The organism is Flavobacterium reichenbachii (assembly GCF_002217435.1).
Classification (GTDB): domain Bacteria; phylum Bacteroidota; class Bacteroidia; order Flavobacteriales; family Flavobacteriaceae; genus Flavobacterium; species Flavobacterium reichenbachii.
The window spans coordinates 1-21,257 of the sequence record NZ_MUHF01000031.1; the positions used below are offsets into that span (position 1 = coordinate 1).

16 protein-coding genes are annotated in these 21,257 nt (G+C 34.3%); 8 read left to right on the plus strand and 8 right to left on the minus strand.

Annotation, left to right across the window (positions count from 1 at the left end):
• The 6 genes from B0A68_RS21785 to B0A68_RS21810 all read left to right on the plus strand — a co-directional run.
• A partial coding sequence (locus tag B0A68_RS21785; protein WP_123947539.1) for a FecR family protein occupies positions 1–621 on the plus strand: 621 nt, incomplete at its 5' end.
• A 148-nt stretch (positions 622–769) separates the two neighbouring features.
• Positions 770–4,000, plus strand: coding sequence for a TonB-dependent receptor (locus B0A68_RS21790; RefSeq protein WP_035690001.1), 3,231 nt, complete (start codon positions 770–772; stop codon positions 3,998–4,000).
• Positions 4,001–4,396: 396 nt separating this feature from the next.
• Complete coding sequence (locus B0A68_RS21795) at positions 4,397–5,686, plus strand: hypothetical protein (RefSeq protein ID WP_035690003.1); 1,290 nt, start codon at positions 4,397–4,399, stop codon at positions 5,684–5,686.
• Between the two features lie 81 nt (positions 5,687–5,767).
• The gene (locus B0A68_RS21800) at positions 5,768–6,625 is read left to right on the plus strand and encodes a T9SS type A sorting domain-containing protein (RefSeq protein WP_035690005.1); all 858 of its coding nucleotides are present in this window, start codon (positions 5,768–5,770) and stop codon (positions 6,623–6,625) included.
• A 58-nt stretch (positions 6,626–6,683) separates the two neighbouring features.
• On the plus strand, positions 6,684–7,472 hold the full coding sequence (locus B0A68_RS21805) for a hypothetical protein (protein ID WP_240475343.1): 789 nt from the start codon (positions 6,684–6,686) through the stop codon (positions 7,470–7,472).
• 55 nt (positions 7,473–7,527) lie between these two features.
• Positions 7,528–8,922 carry a S41 family peptidase gene (locus tag B0A68_RS21810; RefSeq protein ID WP_051892994.1) on the plus strand — a complete coding sequence of 465 codons (1,395 nt, stop codon included), beginning with the start codon at positions 7,528–7,530 and terminating at the stop codon, positions 8,920–8,922.
• A gap of 44 nt (positions 8,923–8,966) precedes the next feature.
• Here B0A68_RS21810 and B0A68_RS21815 read toward each other — a convergent pair whose 3' ends face one another.
• Genes B0A68_RS21815 through B0A68_RS21825 form a run of 3 tightly spaced genes read right to left on the minus strand, consistent with a single transcriptional unit; the run spans position 8,967 to position 13,067 of the window.
• Positions 8,967–9,341, minus strand: a complete 375-nt coding sequence (locus tag B0A68_RS21815; protein ID WP_035690009.1) for a VOC family protein — start codon at positions 9,339–9,341, stop codon at positions 8,967–8,969.
• A gap of 22 nt (positions 9,342–9,363) precedes the next feature.
• Complete coding sequence (locus B0A68_RS21820; protein ID WP_035690011.1) at positions 9,364–9,753, minus strand: response regulator; 390 nt, start codon at positions 9,751–9,753, stop codon at positions 9,364–9,366.
• 53 nt (positions 9,754–9,806) lie between these two features.
• Positions 9,807–13,067: a PAS domain-containing sensor histidine kinase gene (locus B0A68_RS21825; RefSeq protein ID WP_051892996.1), complete on the minus strand. Its 3,261-nt coding sequence runs from the start codon at positions 13,065–13,067 to the stop codon at positions 9,807–9,809.
• Between the two features lie 301 nt (positions 13,068–13,368).
• Here B0A68_RS21825 and B0A68_RS21830 point away from each other — a divergent pair, with 301 nt between their 5' ends.
• Positions 13,369–13,617, plus strand: a complete 249-nt coding sequence (locus B0A68_RS21830; protein WP_035690013.1) for a hypothetical protein — start codon at positions 13,369–13,371, stop codon at positions 13,615–13,617.
• 88 nt (positions 13,618–13,705) lie between these two features.
• Here the strand turns inward: B0A68_RS21830 and B0A68_RS21835 are convergent, their stop codons facing one another.
• The 4 genes from B0A68_RS21835 to B0A68_RS21845 all read right to left on the minus strand — a co-directional run bounded on the left by B0A68_RS21835 (position 13,706) and on the right by B0A68_RS21845 (position 17,249).
• A complete protein-coding gene (locus B0A68_RS21835) occupies positions 13,706–14,071 on the minus strand; it encodes a hypothetical protein (RefSeq protein WP_035690014.1) in 366 nt (121 codons plus the stop codon).
• 16 nt (positions 14,072–14,087) lie between these two features.
• Positions 14,088–14,261: a hypothetical protein gene (locus B0A68_RS24560; protein ID WP_165571370.1), complete on the minus strand. Its 174-nt coding sequence runs from the start codon at positions 14,259–14,261 to the stop codon at positions 14,088–14,090.
• Positions 14,262–14,504: 243 nt separating this feature from the next.
• A complete protein-coding gene (locus tag B0A68_RS21840) occupies positions 14,505–15,089 on the minus strand; it encodes a YciE/YciF ferroxidase family protein (protein WP_035690015.1) in 585 nt (194 codons plus the stop codon).
• A gap of 18 nt (positions 15,090–15,107) precedes the next feature.
• The gene (locus B0A68_RS21845; RefSeq protein WP_035690016.1) at positions 15,108–17,249 is read right to left on the minus strand and encodes a catalase; all 2,142 of its coding nucleotides are present in this window, start codon (positions 17,247–17,249) and stop codon (positions 15,108–15,110) included.
• Positions 17,250–17,644: 395 nt separating this feature from the next.
• On the opposite strand from B0A68_RS21845, the gene B0A68_RS21850 reads away from it, so the two are divergent.
• On the plus strand, positions 17,645–17,899 hold the full coding sequence (locus B0A68_RS21850; protein WP_035690017.1) for a hypothetical protein: 255 nt from the start codon (positions 17,645–17,647) through the stop codon (positions 17,897–17,899).
• A gap of 80 nt (positions 17,900–17,979) precedes the next feature.
• Here the strand turns inward: B0A68_RS21850 and B0A68_RS21855 are convergent, their stop codons facing one another.
• Positions 17,980–21,246 carry a CheR family methyltransferase gene (locus tag B0A68_RS21855; protein WP_035690018.1) on the minus strand — a complete coding sequence of 1,089 codons (3,267 nt, stop codon included), beginning with the start codon at positions 21,244–21,246 and terminating at the stop codon, positions 17,980–17,982.
• Positions 21,247–21,257: the final 11 nt, after the last annotated feature.

The following is a 21,257-nucleotide window of genomic DNA, read 5'->3' on the forward strand; positions in this document are numbered from 1 at the left end:
GCTACATTTAATAAAGATATACGACTTTTAACACTGCCAGACGGTACAAGAGTTTGGTTGAATCAGAATTCTGAAATTCATTATCCTTCAAATTTTCAAGAAAATGAAAGAACGGTAACTTTAAAAGGAGAAGCTTTTTTTGAAGTTAAGCGCGATACTTCCCGTCCTTTTATAATTAGTTCCGGAACTATAAAAACGACTGTTTTAGGAACTTCTTTTAATGTGAAGGCATACGATGACAAACAGCCCGAAGTAAATGTAAGAACGGGTAAAGTTAAAGTGGAAACTGCAGAAAATGCTGTTTTTCTGGAAAGAGGTTACAAGGCAGTTTACGCATCAAAAACTTCAATGGTTAATAAAGAAAAAACAGATGTTTATGAACCGGATTGGAAGAAAGTTTTAATTTATGCCGACGGATTAACGCTGGAAGAGGTTTTAAATCAATTAAAAATCGACCACCAATTTGAAGTTACTTATTTAGAAAAGGATTTAAAAAATCTTAAAATACAAGGAACTCTGGATACCAGACAAGGTTTTGATGAAATGCTGCAGACAATTGCTTTTGCATTAGAAATTAAAATTAGAGCCACAGGAAACAATACTTATTTGATAAGCAGATAACAACGGTTGTCTGTATAAAAAACGCAGATAGATTAACCTTGAAATGAGGATTTAATTTAAGCTGTACAGGATCTGTCTTGAATTTTGCGAAATAAATTAACCAAAAATATCATATTAAAATTAATCAATACACTAACAATCATCAATTATGAACAATAATCTTTGCAGGCAGTTTGCCTTTTGGATTTTATTTTTCGGAGTCTTCTTCGGATCAAATACAATTTATTCACAAACCGGAACCGTGTCGGTGGATTTTAAAAATTCTTCGCCCCAAAAAATCATTGACAATTTAAAATCCCGTACACCGTATCAATTTATTTATCAGAAAGATCTTGATCTTAGTGTGCCGCTGGTTACTTTAAAAAAAGAGAATGTCTCGATTGATGAAGTTTTGACTGATTTGCAAAACACGACAAATTTGAATTTTAAAAGAAATGAGAATAATATAGCCGTAAATAGTAAAGATTCGGCCAAAAAAAAAAGAAAAGGAAAAATTACAGGTAAAGTTGTAGATGTAAACGGACTTTCGCTTCCAGGTGTAAATATTAAAGTGTCAGAATTAAATTTGGGAACTCAATCTGATATCGACGGTAATTATGTTTTAGAATTAGAACCCGGCGAGTATACAATTGAGCTGAGTGCAATTTCATTTCAAACTCAAAAAATTACAGCAGTAAAAGTATCAGAAGGAAGCGAAACACCATTAGTAATTTCGTTAAAAGAAGATACACAGTCACTAAAAGAAGTAGTTATTGTTCAGGACTATAAAAAAGCTACGGCATCTGTTCAGGGATTGTTATTGCAGCAAAAAAAGGCGGCACAATTTTCTGATGGTATTTCGGCAGAGCAGATTGCCAGAACTCCAGACAGAGATGTGGCAAGTTCGCTTAAACGTATTACTGGCGTAACTACAATTGATAATAAATATGTTGTAGTGCGATCGATGGGAGAAAGATGGAATCAGGCTGTAATGGACGGAATTACGCTGCCAAGTACAGACGCTTACAAACAGAATTTCTCTTTTGATATTATTCCGACTGCAATGGTAGAAAGTATCGTAGTGAGTAAATCTGCGACTCCGGACATGTATGCTAATTTTGCCGGAGGATACGTAGAGGTTAAAACAAAAGACATTCCTAAAGAAAATTTTACCACTTTCTCTATAAGTTCCTCTTATAACAGCAGAAGCACGTTTAAAGAACGAATAACAAAACAAGAAGGAGATTATGATTATTTGGGTTTTGATGACGGAAGGCGCAATTATCCGACTAATCTTGTTGGGATGCCTTTACCAACAAGTGAAGCCAATGCAGGACCTTTTGTAGAACAGTCTAAAAAGTTTACTGAGGATAATTTTACGAGTTATAAAACTTATGCTGCGCCGGGAAGTACGCTTCAATTTGCTTTAGGAAGAGCTTACGAATTAAAAGATAATACTAAAATTGGATTTGTAGGTTCTTTATTCTTTAAGAATACACAGGAAAAACAAGATATAGAACATACTCAAAGAGCCGGTAATGCTGATAATTCTGTTTTTGTTCCAGAAGGAGAAGGTATTGCATATTCTACACTTACAAAGTACGGATTTAGAAATTCTGGCGCAAATTACAACTACAATTCTACGCTGGGAGCAATGTTTAATGCAGCTGTTCAGTTTGGCAATCACAAAATAACCACTCGTAATATGGTGATGCATATTTACAATAACCAGCTGACTCAAATAACGGGATGGAGTGACAGCGAGTCTATATCAGATATTTTAAACGGAACGATTCTTTCTAGTACAAGAGAAAGTAATTATCCTGTTTATCAGACTATTGTACAAAATAAAGTAGAGGGAAGCCATAAATTTGAAAAGTTAGATATAAATTGGTACGGTGCCTACAGTACTATTTCAAAAGACACCAAAGACGCTACTTTTATAGATGCTTACAGAAAGAAAGTAGGTGATGATGTTTTGCTTTATCATTACGTATATAATTCTGAATCAATATTTCCTTTTAGCCGAAGCAACTTTACCAATGACGAGGTTGATTATAATTTTGGCTTAAACTTAAAGTATTCCTTTGACTTTAGTGATTCGTTCACAAACGATATTAAAGCGGGTTATTTTGGTACTTATAAAAAAGCAACCAATCAACAAGAATCTGCAAAAATGGTGGTTCTGGGCAGTACCGACAGAGCAGAAATTTATGAGCCATTATCACAATTTTTAGACGGTTCAAACTATTATTATGGAGGTTTTGGCTGGCAGGATTACGGCGTATACGGTAATAAATATGTGGGAGATGTAAAAGTACATTCTCCGTTTTTAATGCTGGACAACAAAATTGGCCGATTTGTGAGATTGGCGTGGGGCGTAAGAGCAGAAAGTTATATCTATACACAAATACAAAGTCAGTCTGAAAAAGCAGGCGATTTTGGCATAGAACAAAAGGATGATAAACTTTGGCAGTTTTTACCTTCTGCAAGTTTAATCATCAGCCCGACTAAAAAAATGAATGTAAGGCTGGGATATAACAAATCGGTGCTGCGTCCTCAATTTGCAGAACGTTTAAGCATTCCTTATTTTGATCCTGTACAGTCTGCCAGAATTTATAACTACTCGGGTGGAATGATTTCCAGCGTGGCAAGTAATTATGATGTTAAATTAGAATGGTTTCCATCTGGAGGTGAAATATTGTCTTTCGGAATTTATCATAAAGATATAGATGATCCCATTGAAGCAGTGGGTAATTTAAATCCGTCCAGAATTAGAAACATTTATAATCTTAACTCTTACAATGCAAAACTTTGGGGAGTAGAATTAGAATTTTATAAAAGCCTGTCTTTTCTTGGCGAAGGACCAATTTTAGAAAAATTATTTATTTCTGGAAATGCTTCTATTAACGACACAAAAGTAACATCATATGTTCAGATAGATGGCGATGGCGGACTTTATGAAGCCAACAGACCTCTTTACGGACAATCACCCTATACATACAATTTAGGTTTGGACTACATCGGAGAGCGTATGGGATTTAGCGTTAGGCATAATGCTATAGGAGATCAATATGTGCTTGTAGGATTTGATTACCAATCTGAAGAAATCAGAATGCCTTATTCTGTAACGGATGCGCAGGTGAGTTATAAGTTTTTTAAAGAAAGAAACCTTGAACTGAAATGCAGTATGAAAAACATATTTGATACTGGAATTGAAACATACGACAATTCAAATAGCTATACTCATATAGAAGGTGCTCCGGTCGGATCTAATCCCAGAGAAGTGTACAGCCTTGGAGCTAATGCTACAAAAAGATATGATGAAGATATTGATAAAGTATTGTTTAAAGCAAAAAGCGGAAGAACAATAAGCTTATCTATAAATTATTCATTTTAGACTCAAAAAAGACTGCAATCTTAAGATAATCAGTACTGCATATTAAGAAACGGTTAACAATAAAAAAAGTGATGACATTTTGATTTTTCGAAATCTAATGTATTTAAGATGTAAGTATTAGATTTCTTTTTTGTTTAGTGCATTAGACAAAAATTAAAAAAAATACGCTGCGAAAGTCTTTTATAAATAAAAGAATGGAACCTTAATCCTTTTACTGCGTTAAAAAAATCCTATGAGTGAAAGATGGATAATTAGGTATAAGCCCCGATGGTAAAGCGGGATCGTTTATAAGAAAAGATCTTTACCAAAAACGAGAAAGACCTAAGGAAAGATATTTTGCTGCTCTCTCCAAAGGCCTAGTTGTAATGCAGCAAATATAGCATTAATTAAATTATTATGAAAAAAATTTTTCTATGTGCAATGATAGCTCTTGCAGTGAGCTCTTGCCAAAATGATGATTCTTCTGCTGATTCTTCTTTTTCTATGAAAGCTTCAGGTGCTGATTATGTTCACCCTGCGACTGTACAAACAGTAAGCGGTGCTATAACATCAAACACTACCTGGACAAACGACAGAGTTTGGGAAATTGATGGCGTAATTACTGTAAAAGATGGTGCTAAACTTACTATTGAAGCAGGTACATTTATTAAAGCTAAACCTTTGGCTCCTGGTATTGCTACAGGAGTACTTGTAATTACTAAAACAGGTCAGATCGATGCACAGGGAACTGAAACTGCTCCTGTAGTTTTTACAAGTTATAATTTATTAGATGATGATGCTAGTACTACTGCTCTTCCTGGGGATTTTGGAGGAGTTGTGCTTTTAGGAGATGCTGAAACGAATACTGGTTCGCTTACAAATATTGTAGAAGGATTAGACGATCAGCCAAATTTTGCTGAATTTTATTACGGAGGATCTAATAATGCTCATAGTGCAGGTGCTTTAAACTATGTACGTATAGAATACGCAGGACGTATTTTAGATACAGATGTTGAAATCAACGGTCTTACATTGGCAGGAGTTGGAAACCAAACTGTAGTAGATCACATTCAGGTTTCTTACGGAAAAGATGATTCATTCGAATTTTTTGGTGGTAAAGTAAATGCAAGCCACTTAGTTTCTTTTGCACCAGATGATGACAATTTTGATTTTGATTTTGGATACACAGGAACTGTTACAAAAGCTGTAGCACTTGCAGACAGCAATTCTACTCACAGTTTAAGCGGAGGAAATCCAGATTCTAATGGTATCGAATTAGATAATAACGCAACAGGTACAGCAACAACGCTTATTACACGTCCTGTTATTTCTCAATTATCAATCATTGGAGTTAGCTCTAATACTGTAGCAGATTTATACGAAAATGCTATACATGTACGCAGAGCTGGTAATGTAAGCCTTACTGATGTTACTGTGACAGGATATAACACAGGAATTAGATGGGATTCTCCTTCATTACCAAGCGGTTCTTCTTATTTAAGAGTTTCAATCCACGGATTTGACAATCCAGTATTACCAGCTGGTACAACATTAACAGGTATTGGTACTAGTACTTCTACTGCAGATCCAGCTCCAAGATGGAATCTTGCGCAGCCATTCTTTAACAATGGTTCATTAGATTTTACAGGTACTACAGGTGCTTTTAGAACAGAGCAGCTTTGGACTAACAACTGGACAAGATTCTAATTTTTGGTTAAGCATAAATAAGTTAGTTATTATAATTCTACATGGGCAGTATATTTCTGCCCATGTTTTAAAATTTAAAAAATGAAAAAAAATCTACTTTTATTAGTTTTTATAATATTTACAGGAATATCATCTGCTCAATATACAATTTGGGAAGATGATTTTGATGATTCTGATGCTTCAGACTGGACCTTACTGGACAGAGACGGAAATGGAAGCAACTGGATTGGGAGAAAAAATATTCAATTAGACGCTAATACCGGCGCTATTGTAGACGGTACAATTGATGTTTTAGGAACTTACAATATCGATTTGACAAATGGAGGATCATCATTACCAACAACCGAAGACAATCTTGCTGTATCACCTGTTATAGATGTTTCCTTTTATTCGGGAAAAATAGCACTAATTATAAATGCACAAACCAGTATTTATGATTCCAGCCAAGACTTATTAATTTACGGTTCTACATCTCCTGATCCCGCCGCATTTACTCTTTTAAAAACGATCACAATAGAAAGAAATACTATAGAAGATGCAGAGTTCAAAGATTATACAATAGATATTTCTCAATATGCAGGAAAGCCAGCAGTTTATATTGCTTTAGGAAACAAACCTAATATTCCTTTTATCGGATATGAAATCAATAAGATTTCTGTATCTGCAGAAGCTTTACTGGGAGTTGACGATGTGGCTTTAAAAGCATCACTCTGCACATTAAAACAAAATCCTGTGAATGATTATCTGCAATTGGAAATCGCTGAAGAATTTCAGACAGAAGAAACCAAATTAACCATTTATAATACCAACGGACTTATAGTTAAAGAATCCTCGTTTAAACCAGAAGGTTTATCTGTTGAAGATTTATCACAGGGAATATATTTTCTAACAGTAACGAATAACGGAGTTTCTAAAAAAATAAAGTTTCTAAAAAAGTAATAACCTAAACCTTTATTGATTTTCTAATACACAAATGAAGACAAAAACAAATATCAATATGAATACTAGAATGTTAAGAGCAGTAATTTTTTTAGCTGTAATCAATCTTTTTGCATCTTGCACCAACGATAATATGGTTTCTTATTATGGAGAAGAAACCAACCAGCCGGGCAAAGTAACTATAAACGCTTACAGCGCAGTAAACGATTCTTTGCAGATAATCTCAAATGGTAAAGCACTTGAAATTGGAAAAGATAAAAAAACAGCCTTTACAAAAAAGATTGATAAAGAATATGATTTTGTTTATTACGGAGACCAGACAAAAACTATTGAGATTACCAATAAAGTAACAAAAGAGGTCTTACATACCTATCATTTTACAGCAGAAAAAGTTAAGGATACACTCTCTTTTTTTACCAAAGATGGTATTTGGATAGACAAAATTACTTCAATAAAAACTGGGGTTTTAAGTAAGCCTGCCAATAGCGGTTATAGATTTATATTTCCTAACATAAATAAATATTCTAAAAGCGGTTATGAAGGTAATATTGACGGAATCATTCGTAAAATAAACGGACAGTTGCTGGGAGTGGCAGAAAATATCAATAAAGATAAATTTAATCCATTTATAGAATTTCCTTTTAGCTCGCCGCCAACTATTTTGATGGAACTGGTAAAACACGGCACAACAGAATCGTACATTCCTGGTCAGAAAATTATTGTGATTATGACAATGTCCGTAAATAAATCAAAATTGATTGTACTTGAAGAAAAAAGTGATGCCAGCGGAATCTTTACTGGTGTAGACGGAACTTTGAATTTGACAGATTACTTCGTATTTAAATAAAAGACCATTAAGGTCTTTTTCACTCAATTTAAATTCATATTCAAATAGTATTAAAATGAAAAAGAAAATCTCTACTTGTCTTTTCTATGGAATTATTTTACTTATAGAGGTATTAATTCTTTCTTGTAGTGCCGATGATGACATTCAGTTTTATAACGAAGGTACAAATGAATATATAAACGAATGGATGTACAGACAGATGAAAAAATATTACCGATGGAATGACGGAATGCCCGCACAAGGCGATCTGTCGGCTAAGCCAAAGGAATATTTTGCAAAATTGCTGCAAAAAGAGGATATTTACTCTTATGCCGTACATCCTGAAATTCCCGAAACAGCACCGCAGAGTTTGAGAAGAAAATTTGGATTTGATGTTTCTTTTATCGATTTCGAAGGAAAATATTACGGCGTCATCCTATATGTATTAGCAGACTCGCCAGCCAAAAATAACGGTTTAAAAAGAGGGCATCTTATTACGCATATCAACGGAACCATAATTAACGAAGGTAACTATGAGCAATTGTATAAAAATATGATATTGACTGCTTCATTAAGTTTAAAGTTAACAGCCTATTCTTTGCAATCGGGTTTTTCTGCCTCAAAAGAAGTTTCGTTAATACAAGGATTTAGTTTTTTGCAGCCGATGCCTTATCAGGTCATTTCAGCTCAAAATACTAAAATAGGATATTTAGAAATTCCACATTTTGATGTGGGTCAGGCACAGCAATTTTTGCAGATTTTTCAGGATTTAAAAAGTAAGTCAATTACAGAACTGATTGTAGATTTACGTTATAATGGAGGAGGAGATATAGCATCTGCTGCTGCCTTAAGCATACTCATTGCTCCAAACATTAAAGCAAGTGATCTTTATGTAAAGTTTGAAGGAAATGCAAACGGAGGAACTGTAAACCAAACTTTTAAGCAGGCATTGGAAAGTAACGAAACAAAAATAACTTTTGATGCCCTACGCGCCGCACATCCGTCTATTGACAAGGTTTATATTTTGTGCGGTAAAAGAACAGCATCGGCATCAGAATTAATCATCAATAATCTTAAGCCGTATATGAATGTAATTACAATTGGAGATAAAACTTTGGGAAAAGATGTCGCTGGTTTTCCTATTGAAGATGATCGAATTTCAGGAAAAAAAGGATGGATTTTGTATCCTTCAATATACAAATTGTATAATTCTAGAAGTGAAGGTAATTATACAAAAGGTATTGAACCCGTTATTTATGCAGACGAAATACAACAGCCAGAAGTTTTTGCGTTGGGAAACAGCTCTGAGGTTTTATTAAAAAAAGCTCTAAATACCATTTTGGGAACCGAAAGTAAAATGAAAACCTCATCGACGGCAAAATCACTTAATTTACGTGCTGTCAGCAGTGATGCTGATGAGATATTACTGCTGAATCCAAAAGTTTTTTTAGATTCAGACAAACCATTTTAGCCTTTTGTTTCAGCATCAAATACTAAATATAAGCTGACTAAAATTTATTCGTTGTATTGATTGGAGTAGATTGTATTTTTATAAAGCTCTACTTTTCGGCCGTCGGGATCAGAGATAACAGTCATATATCCAAAATCAGTTTTTGCAGGCTCAAATAAAAAATTTACTTCTAAATCTTTTAAATTTTGTATGATTTCATCAAAATTGTCAATTCCAAAACCCAGACGTAAATTCTGATCGGGTTCAGTTTGACTTTTTGTTAAAGGATAAATTTCTAAAATTGTTTTCCCAATTGAAGCTCCATAATGAAAGGGAGAATTTCCATGTTTATGATAGTCAAATACCAGTCCTAATAAAGTATAAAAGGCTGCAAGTTTTTCAGGATCGCTGCTCCTTAAAACTAATAATCTTAATTCCATTGCAACATCTTTAAGTATTAATTTATCCCAGAAAATTCCTGATAGTCATTTCCAATTCAGATCTCAGATCACTCATAGAATAGTGTTTGGTCATAAACTGGGCTGCATCATGCTGCATAGCAAAATTTTTGTCTGCTTCATTAGAAGAAGTAGAATAGATAATAACAGGAATGTCTTTAAAATTTTCATTCTGTTTGATATGTTTTAAAAACTGTCTTCCGTCCATAACCGGCATATTAAGGTCTAAAAAGATAAGATCCGGTTTTTGGAAAGCAACAGAATTTAATCTTTCAAATGCTTCTGCTCCGTTTTTGGCTTCTTCATATTTTACCGCTGCATCCAGCGACATTAAAGATTCTTCAAATATCTCGCGGTCGTCAGAGTCATCGTCAATCAAAAAAACTGTTTTCATATATGGGTAGTTAAGTCAGTATACACAAGTATAACGTTAAAAAAACATAATTATTACTGTATAGAGCTATTATCCTGTATAAACGGGATGATAATAGTAAAGGTTGTTCCCACACTTTCCTCAGATGCTGCCGTAATCTTGCCGTTATGATTATGAAGAATTTTGCGGCACATAGCGAGACCAATTCCCGTTCCTGCAAATTCATCTTTTCCATGTAACCTCTGGAAGATATTAAAGATCTGTTCTGCATAATTCTGACTGAAACCGATTCCGTTATCTTTTATTTCTATTTTCACATATTCGCCAGCGTTCAACTCGGGAGCCAGAATATGTTTATTACTTTCTGAAAGTTTTTCTGAAGTAATACTTATTATAGGAGCCATATCGGGTTTGCTGTATTTTAGTGCATTTGAAATTAGATTGCCAAACAGCTGTGACATCTGCAGCGGTATAGCTTCAATAACAGGCAGGTTATTAAAAAACAGAGAGGCGTTTTTTTGTTCAATCGTCAGATCAAAATCGTTAATGATCTCTTTTACAATGTCATTCAGATTAACAGATTCAAAATTTTTAGAAGCACTGGAAAGCTGAGAGAAACCCAATACATCTTTTATAAGATTCTCCATTCTCTTAGTAGAATTGATAATCTTATCGATATACATTTGTACTTTTTGAGGATTTTTTTCCAGATTGTTTTGGAGCATTTCTGTAAACACACTTATTTTTCTCACTGGTTCCTGCAGGTCATGAGAGGCTATATAAGCAAACTGTTTCAATTCCTGATTGTTAATCTCCAGTTCTGCATTGGCAGCGTGCAGTTCCTGAGTACGTTCTTTTACTTTAAATTTAAGTTCTTCCTTTAGTTCGCGCTCTTTAGTCACGTCCTGGGCTGTTCCGCTAAGGCATTCGGGAGCATTATCTTTACCGTAAATCACCTGAGCATTTGCATGTATGATACGAACTTGTCCGGTTAATTTATTTATAATAGGGAATTCGTAATCATAAAAATCTGAAGAGCCGGGTTTTAAGGTCTCTTCAATAGAATCTATTACTTTTTGTCTATGAGTATCGGCAATTAAGTTAAACACTTCATCCTTATGCGTATTATGCGTATCCAGACCCAGCCAGTGTTTAAATCTCGTAGAGCATACGATAAAACCAGTTGCAATGTCAATTCTCCAGGTAGCCAGTTCTGCCAGCTCTATGGCGCCTGCAAGTGCGATCCTTGTTTCGTCCAGCTTTTTTGATGCAATAACCTGATTGGTAATATTAATAGCGATATTCATAATGCCATAGATTTCACCTTTTGAATCCCGTATAGGAGTATAAGTAAAATCAAAATAATGCGTGCTTAAAACCCCGTTGATTTCTAAGTCTGCAGGCATAGAACGGCCGTAATACGTTTCGCCAGTCTGGTACACATCATGCAGGATGTCTGCAAAAGGCTGTCCTTTGAGTTCCGGAATCCCTTCTTGCAACGGCTTCCCGATTACAGATTTATTCTTGCCCCAATAACCAATCATTATATCATTGGCAATCTCAATTTTCATGTCGCTGCCGGTAAAAAGACAGATGGCAACAGGAGACTGCTCAATCATCAGGCTTATACGTTTCTCACTTTCAGCGAGTGCTTTCCTGCCTAAAATAATTTCATCCATGTCCATGCAAAAGCCGGCATATCCTGCGTATTCGCCGTCAGCGTCGTAAAACGGATCACCAGCAGCTCTGCACCAAATAATTTCTCCGGTTTTTTTTCTAGCCCTGAAAAGAACATCAAAATGGTATCTTTTCGGAATAGCTTCTAAATATACTTTTACGGCAGTTTTTAAATCTTCTTCTATAATAACAGAAGACCAGCCTCCGCTGAGCAGTTCCTGAGCGGTAAATCCGGTAAATTCTACCAGTGTTTTATTAAAGTAAGTTAGTGTGCCTTCTTTATTAGAAAGCCATAAACCAGTTGGAGAACTGTCTGTCACATTTTGAAATAATGTATCGGCTTCAAGTTTATTTTTTTTCAGATTAGATTCGGCTTGTTCCAGTGCAAGGCGGTTTTTTTCCTGTTCTGTAATATCAGCAACACTTCCGGAAAAAGCCAATGGTTTTCCTTCAGAATTGATCATTCTTGAAGCAGAAATAGCAATTCGGTGAATACTTCCGTCATCCCAAACCACCCTCGGAGTATAATAAAAAGTTCCGTTTTCGAACCCTTTTTTCATGGCTTCAGATCGCATAACTAAATCTTCGGGATGAACATATTTAAGAAAATCTCTTCTTGTTAAATTGTGTTTTTTAGTTCCGGAAAGAATTATTGAAAATTCAGGCGAATAGTCAATGCTGTTGTCATCAAAGTTTACATTAAACAATCCCAATCCCAAACTTTTTATGGTAAGATCTGTGAGCTGGCGTGATTTTAGGAGTTCTTCGGCGGCTTTTTTATGAGCAGTAATATCCTGTACAGTTCCGTTAAGGCGGTATGCATTCTTGCTTTCATCAAACCATGATTTTCCTAAAGCATGAACCGTAATTTGTTTTTTGGTGTCTGGATTTATGATGTTGTATTCAATATCATATTTTCCGCCAGACTCATATTTCAGCGATTCAGTAATAGAGTTGATCACACGCTGTCTGTCCGATTCTGCAATAGCCGCTGTGGCGTTGCTTAATAGGATTTCGTCATCGGCTTTAAGTCCAAACCATTCTTTTAATCGGGAATTAGCAGCAAATCTATTTGTAATTGGGTTTAAATCAAAAGTACCAAACTCGGCTGCATTAATAGCAAATTCAAGTTCGTCTTTATTTTCTTTTAATTTTCGATAATAATTAATTTTATCAGTGGTTTCGTTGCAGACTACCAAAACCCCTTTTATATTTCGTTCATCATCTCGAACAGGACTGTAGCTAAAAGTCCAGTATCCGTCTTCAAGTCTGCCATTTCGATATATCGGCACTAGGAGATCCTCATACCAAATACTTTCTCCTGTAGTTAAAACTTTGGTTATTAAGGGATAAATGAAATCCCACATCTCTGTCCAGCACTCAATTGCTTTCTGTCCAATTGCTTTAGGATGTTTTCCTTCATTACCAAGAATGGGTCTGTAGGCATCATTATAAAACTGAATGAGATCATCTCCCCACCATAGAAACATAGGGAATTTGGAAGACAATATGGTAGCCAGCGTATTCTTAAGACTTTCCGGCCATTTTTCCGGAACACCTAAAGTGGTCAGGGACCAATCAATATTTTTAATAATTGAAGCAGCTTCTCTGCCGTTTTGTAGAAAAAAGTAATCTGGGGCAGTATTTTGGTTGTCCAAATTTTATTATATTTAATAAGACAACTATCTTTTTAATGTCCTACGAATTCCCTGTAAATTTAAGGAAATAAACGATAAATCAAGGATGTCTTTTTCACTTTTTAAAGTACTGGGATAATTCAAAATAAAGTAACAGAATTGTACTACTTTATTGCAATTAATGTTTCTTTTTAGAATTTTATTTATTTTATAATATGTTGATAAGTAGTGAATTATGTTGATATTTTACAGATTGTAATTTAATTCTGATTAAGTATATTTGGTAATGATTTAACAGTCTGTTAACCTAAATACTTTAAAAATGGATAAAGCTATAAAATTACAAGTAAGAAAAGAATTAGACGGTCATCAGCAATTAACGGTAATAAAATTAAAAGGAAGTCTGATTTCTAAAGGATATACTGAAATTATTCATATACTCGATCAGGATAATGATTTTCATATCAATTCTTTTGAAACTCCTGTTGAGCAAAGAAATGAAGTCAAGGAATACATACAAACATTTATAAACAGAGAAAACTTATCGGATACCATTACACTTTTTAAATAGTTTTAGTACTATTTTGTCATCCTGATTAAAACTAAATGGCAGTTTCATAAATTTAAAAAGCCGTCTCGGAGACGGCTTTTGTATTTAACTATAGGTTGCGATTAGGATCTGTACCTTCCTCATTATCTAAAGATTCATCATCTTCATCTTCAAAAGATTCACCATCTTCCTCATCCAGACCTTCGTCATCAAATTCATCATTTCCCAGTTCGTCATCAGAACTTTCACTATCAAATTCCTTATCAAGCTGGTCATCATCTAATTTTTCTTTGTAATCATCTTGTCCAAAGTTTTCGTTGTCAAAACTTTCGCTTCCAAGCTCTTGATTATCTGATTGGTCATTGGACAAATCATTTGCATAATCCGGTTCTGCATTTTCAGTAATAGAATGATCTATTGGAGAGTTTCCGAATTTATTTTCTTCATAACGGTTATTTTGTGCTGCTAGATTCATAGTAAATTTTTTTAAGTTATTTTTTAGTTTTAGCAGCTCCTTTTTTGTCTGCAGTTTTAGAACTGCTTTTTGAAGCTGTTTCTTTCTTTTCAGTTTTATCGTCAGTTTTTTTATCAGTCTTTTTATCTGATGCTTTCGAACTGTCTGCCGCTTTAGTGCTTGCTGTTTTTTTATTGTCTGTAGTTTTCATAATATGTTTTTTAAATTGTTATTGTGTAAATGTATCAACGTCAAGTATGTGATTTTTACATATAAAACAGGATCTAATTACATAATTCACAGGTTTTTATATGATATTTTAAATTTGATATAAATACCCAGTAATTTGAAGTGTATCCTGCTGGTAATTTCAAAAAATAAAAAAGCGTCTGTATCGTAAATACAGACGCTTCCAAGAAAAAAATAAACAGGGAAATAAAATTTTATAATTATATTATTCTGCAGCTACAGGATTTACAGTGTTTAATGCAACATCATTAAGTACACAGTCGGCTTCTTTTTCTTCTGCAAGAGTTTGTGTTAATAGTTTTGCAGCGTCATTTTCTCCCAATGTTTTAGCAAATGCGACCAATGTGCCGTATGTGGCAATTTCATAATGTTCGATTTTTTGAGAAGCAGCAATAATTCCAGCATCTCTAACAGGTCCTGGAACTGTTTCTAAAAGTATAGAATCTCCTTCTTTTAAAAGTCCGGCCATTGCTTCGCATTTTTTTCCTTCCGCTTTTTCTCCCAAAAGATCAAAAACTTGTTCCAATCTTGAAACTTGAAGTTTTGTTACAGCAAGATGTTCTAAAATAGCGCTCGAAAGTGCTGGTGATGATGCATTTCCTGCCATTTTAGGAAGAGCACCAACTAGTGCATTTTCTGCCCAGTAAATATCTTTTATACTGTCAATAAACAGGTCTTTTAATTCTGTCGCAGCATCAGATGATGGCTCTACAATATCTATTTTCGCATTACTTTTCACAGATTTTGGCTGTGTAGTATTTGTTTGATTTGGTTTTTCTGAATTTTTCATATTTTATTTTTTTTGATATTAAAGATATAAGTTTGGTTCGCGGTCCCAGAAACGGTGTGATGTCATTGCGTTTATAAACTCCTGTGCAAATACATCTGTCGCCGGTTCGCTGGTAAGGATAATTCCGTTATCATCATTGGTTAATTTTGATGCAAATGGAGCAGCATTAATTACTTCTGTTGCCTGTCCGTCTGCGCCAATAACTTTACAATGTTTGTATGCGTCGTTAAGATATTCCAAAACATCATCGTTTTCTGCCAATGCAGTAACATTTAGTCCATGAGGAATATAAACAGCGTCAAATAATACCGACGATGCAGTAAGGAAACTGTGTTCTACGGCAATAGCACCATCATTGTCTGTTAAAACAGAACCTAAATGCGGCGCAATTACACAACCTTTGGCTCCTTGTTTTTTTAATGCATTTTTCATATTCAGTACTGCACTTTCAGAAACGCCGTCAGAGCAAAGAATCGCTACTTTTCTTGATTCTATGGTAGGGGAGTTGGTAGGATTATTTATCATACTTAGAGCATCAGAAGTAGAAACGGCTTGCTCGATAGTTTGAGGTTCCTGATTTCCACCTTCATTTTCTGGTGATACTCCTTTATTTACCGGAAACTCAAGAGTTGACGGTACTTGAGCTCCTAATCCAAGCGCTACTTTTTCGGCCAGAGTAACATCAACCTGAGAAAGTAATCCCAGCATTCTAACTCTAATTGCAGTGGTTTCTACTTTACCCAATTCAAATCGTAATGCTTTTACAATATGACTTTTCTCTTCTGGAGTCTGGCTGTTAAAGAATAATTTTGCCTGTCCAAAATGATCTGCAAAACTTTCACTTCTTTCTCTAACTTTATGTGCTTCAATTCTTTCGTTAAAACTTGAAAATCCACCTTCGGCAATTTTAGCCTGATAAGGACAACCACCGCCTAAGGTATTAGGATGGTAACTTACTCTGCCCACGTTTACTTCCTGACGCATAAGTCCGTCACGTTGGTTGTTGTGAACCGGAGCAATGCTTCTGTTGATCGGAATTTCATGAAAATTTGGTCCACCCAATCTTGTAAGCTGTGTATCGGTGTAAGAAAATAATCTTCCTTGCAGCAACGGGTCGTTAGAAAAATCTATTCCGGGTACTACATGTCCTGGATGAAAAGCAATTTGCTCTGTTTCTGAAAAGAAGTTATCAGGATTTTTATCCAATACCATTCTTCCGACAATAGTTACGGGAACTAATTCTTCGGGAACAATTTTTGTTGGATCAAGTAAATCAAAATCATATTTGTGTTCATCTTCAGCAGGAATAACCTGTACTCCCAATTCCCATTCCGGAAAATTCCCCATTTCTATAGCATCCCACAAATCTTGTCTGTGAAAGTCTGGATTTTTTCCAGAAATTTTCTGAGCTTCATCCCAAGCAACTGCGTGAGTTCCTAATTTTGGTTTCCAGTGAAATTTTACAAATACAGATTGATTTTCTGCATTGACTAATCTAAAGGTATGTACACCAAAACCTTCCATCATTCTATAACTTCTCGGAATGGCACGATCAGACATTGTCCACATAATCATATGCATCGATTCTGGCATAAGCGAAATAAAATCCCAAAACGTATCGTGTGCAGATGCTGCCTGAGGCATTTCATTATGCGGTTCTGGTTTTACGGCGTGAACCAAATCAGGAAATTTTGATGCATCCTGAATAAAGAAAACAGGAATATTATTTCCCACAAGATCAAATATACCTTCTTGGGTGTAAAATTTAACAGCAAATCCGCGTACGTCTCTTGCTAAATCTGTAGAGCCGCGCGATCCTGCTACTGTAGAAAATCGTGTAAATACGGGAGTTTTTAAACCTGCTTCCTGCAAAAAACCTGCTTTGGTTAATTCTGGAATTGGATTTGTTACTTCAAAAAAACCATGTGCTCCAGATCCTCTTGCGTGTACCACTCTTTCTGGAATTCTTTCGTGGTCAAAATGAGTAATTTTTTCTCTTAAAATAAAATCTTCTAATAAAGATGGACCTCTTTCACCAGCTTTCAGCGAATTGTTATCATCATTAATTAAAACACCTTGATTTGTTGTAAGGACTTTGTTTGTGCCGTCAGATTTGTTTGTAGACAAATCGCGTTGTTTCTCGTTTTGAAAATTTTTCATAAAATAATCTTATTAGTTAACTTTTTTTGAAAGTGCTTAAATATCTATTACTATTATAAACTGATTGTATGGAGGTTATAGTTGCAGATTTTAAGCAGCTCAAATTTAATTTACATTAATAAGCCGTTTTTATATAATTAGATCAGATGATTATAGGATTACCATGAAAGAAAAAAGCTGCTAAATTAAGATTCTAAATTATGAGGGTATAAATGATGATAAAATATATAATTTGTATGATTATCAATGACTTAAATAATTAAAATTAGTATTGATGGCAATCATATAATTTTAAAATTTAGTTTTATAAAAAATCATCCTTTTTTACTTACAAATTTGTATTACAATAATTCTATTTATTTGAAAATGAATTTATTAACTAAAAAATATTAATTATGAAAAAGTTATTTTTAATCTGTACAATGATTTTTTGTTTTGGATATGCGTCTGCGCAGGAAACTCCAACGAAATCTAAAACTAAGACCGACACCGTTTACAACAAAAAAGGTAAACAAAATGCCGAAAAAGGCAAACACAAAAGCGATACGTTGAATACAAATCGTACACAGAAGAAAGGAAAAATGAAATCTTCTGGTACGCCAACAACTAAACCGCGCAGGGATACTATAAACGGACCAACAACACCGTAACTAGTTATCTTGGTTAAAACAATAAAAGCCTGTTATGAAACTCATAACAGGCTTTTGATTTAATATTGAGTATACAACGGTTAATTTTCGCTGTAGCTTTTAAGTAAAGAGGTTTCCAGTGGCAAATAGATATTAATAGAAGTACCTTCTCCCGGATTGCTGGAGGCGTTTACAAAACCTTTATGGTTTCCTACAATCTGTTTTACAAGTGTCAATCCGAGACCTGTACCATATTGTGATTCATCACCTTGCAATTTATAAAAAGGATCAAATATAAGTTTTTCGTAATCTTTATTAAACCCTTTGCCATTATCACTAACTGTTATTTTGATATAATCTGTATACGGATCGACGTCAATTGAATTAAATTCTTCGATTTCGGGATAACTTACGCTTATCTTTATTTGAACCTCGTTGTCCTGTTTCGAATATTTTACAGCATTGGTAATTAGATGTGTAAAAAGCAGATGAATCTGCCAGGATATAATATTCATGGACGGGAAAGCATCTGCAGTTATAGTTGCATTGCGTTCTTTGATAATGGTTTTAAGATCAGCAAGTACTTTTTTTATAATTAAGTTGAGATCGGTTTTCTTGAATTTTTTCTCGGTAAAGTTAATTTTAGAGAAATTAATAAGATCTTCTATAAGCTGATTCATATTGACCGCAGTGTGCAGCAGTCGTTTTAAATTATGATTTCCAGAATCTGATAATCCAGATTCGGTATCTGTAATTTTTTTTCCGAACATGTAAATTTTCCTGATCGGTTCAAGAAGATTATTACTTGCAGCAAGTGTAAAAGATTCCAGCTGTTTATTATTACTTTCTAATTCGGTATTTTTAGTTTTCAGAGATTCATTGCTTTCTTCGAGATCTGTAATGTCTTCCATTGCGATCAGCATCATTCCTTCTGGTATTGAGTCAACAATTGGCGCCGCATTTACAAGCATTGTTTTTTTTCTGCCAGAATGAAGATTAAATTCTATTTTAATATTTTCTACGATTTCATTACGGCGAATTTTTGTCAAAATATTTTCTTTGATCTGAGGGCTGTTCCATTGCGAATTTTCAAGTTCAAATATAGAAAATCCTTCTGTCTGCTCTTCCTGAGTTCTAAAATAGCTGTAAAATGCCGGATTGGCATTTCTTACGATAAAATTTTTATCGATAATAAGAAGCGGTTCTTTTATGGTTTTTACAATCGATTCGTAAAAATTCCTCATAGAAGACAACTCATGTCTGCTTTTCTGAAGTTCGTCATTTGTGCATAACAACTCTTCGTTATTAGAAAGAAGTTCTTCTGCAGAAACTTCCAGCTGCTCATTCAAAAGCTGTAATTCTTCTGTTCGTCTGAGCAATTCTTCGTTTGTTGTTCGTAGTTCTTCAAAATAAATCTGCTGTTCTTCCGTCAATTGCTTAAAATCTTCGTGAAGCAGTGATAATTCTTTTTCAGTATTGGTAACGCCGTTTTTTTGATGAGTTAATTCAACAATTGGTTTTCTGTTAAAAATCACTAACAAAAGTTCGGCATGCGATGCGATATTTACGACTTCAAAACAAGTAAGATAAGATTGATTCTTTACAGATATATTGGAACACTCGATATTTTTCTTTTCATTTCTGGCTTTTAAAATGGCATTTGTAAGTTCATAACGAATCTCATGATGAACCATATTTATAATATTAAAACTCGGTTTGCCGGTAGGAGGCTGTAAAAATGAACTGGTATCGCCATGAAAATGTAAAATTTCAAAATCTTCATTAATTAGAACCGCAACTGGCGAAAATTCTTCTAATAATATATCGGCAGTTATTTTTTTGAAATCTTTTCTCAACGAAGAAGCTGTCGAAGCAATAGTATTTTTTATTTTATCATCAGCATTAGGGAGAATATAAGGCATAGAATGAACGGAAGCATCTTTACGCACATATATCTTTTCTTTTTTGTCTACAGCAGCAAACAAATTCTTGACATTTTGTGCCGTTTCAGCTCTTCCCAGAAATAGAAATCCTTTTTCTCTAAGGGCATAATGAAATGAGGATAAAACCTGATTCTGAAGCTCTGGATTGAAATATATTAGAACATTGCGGCACAATATAAAGTCGATTCTGGAAAACGGAAAATCTTTGGAGAGATCATGAACTGCAAAAATGCAATTATTTCTTATGGATTTATTAATATGATAACCACTGTCTTTTTTTGTAAAATACTTTGCTTTTCTTTTATCGTTAATGTTTTTTAAATCCTGAAGTGTATATACTCCCGCACGAGATTTCTCAATGCATTTTTCGGACAAATCCGAAGCAAATAGCTTTACGGTAAAATCCTGGTTGTTTGTGTTTTGCAGATATTCGTCTAATATTATTGCCAAAGAATATACTTCTTCACCAGTAGAACATCCTGCAGACCAAATTCTTATTTCTTTGCCAGCAGCATTTTCAATAAGCGACGGAAAAACAGTTTTAGGTAAACTGTCAAAAAACTGCTGATCTCTAAAAAAGTAAGTAACCGAAATAAGAAAATCATTGTATAATAAATCCTGCTCGCCACTATTATTTTTAAGTAATGTCAGATATTTTGCAGCACTCTCTTGTTTGGTAAGAACCATTCTTTTGGCAATTCTTCTGCGAAGCGTCTGGTGTTTGTAATTATGAAAATTGGTACCAGTTTTTAAAAATATAATATTTATGATGCTGTTATAAATATCTTCATCAAATGCAGAAATTTCTTTTTCTTCGTATGCATAATTTTCAAGATAACTATTTTTTATCTCCAGTAATTTAGAAACAGTATCTTCTGAAGTGGTAAAGTAATCAATAAATTCAGAAATGGTTTCATCTAAAGAAAAACCGCTTTTGCTGACTGCAGATATGGTGGCGCCCCCAAATTCCTTTAATTTCTTTAATCCCGCGCTGCAATCGAGAGAAGACCACGAAAGCAGTAAACCAACAGCATAAGATTGGTATTTATGAGCAATAGCATCATAAAACATATCCAGACTGTTTGTAGTTTTTGAACTTCGTGTTGAGGGTTCCAGTTTTAATATTCCTTCGTCTAAAACTAAAAAGTTATTTTGCGGAATGACGTAAATAGTATTAGGATGCAGTTCTAGTATATTAACAACTTCATGAACGGGTATTTTAGAATGTTCCAGAAGCATTTCTGTCAAATTGCTGTGCTGCTGTCCGGCCAGATTTTCTATAATTAAAAATGCTGCGCCAGAATCTGTCGGAACGTCGGCTATGATTTTTTTTAGAAGATCAATTTCAGAATAAGCTGTTCCTATTCCTACTACAGGGAAATGTAAATTTGTAATTTGATTTGATTTAACTTCAGAAGTGTCCATATATCTTTAAT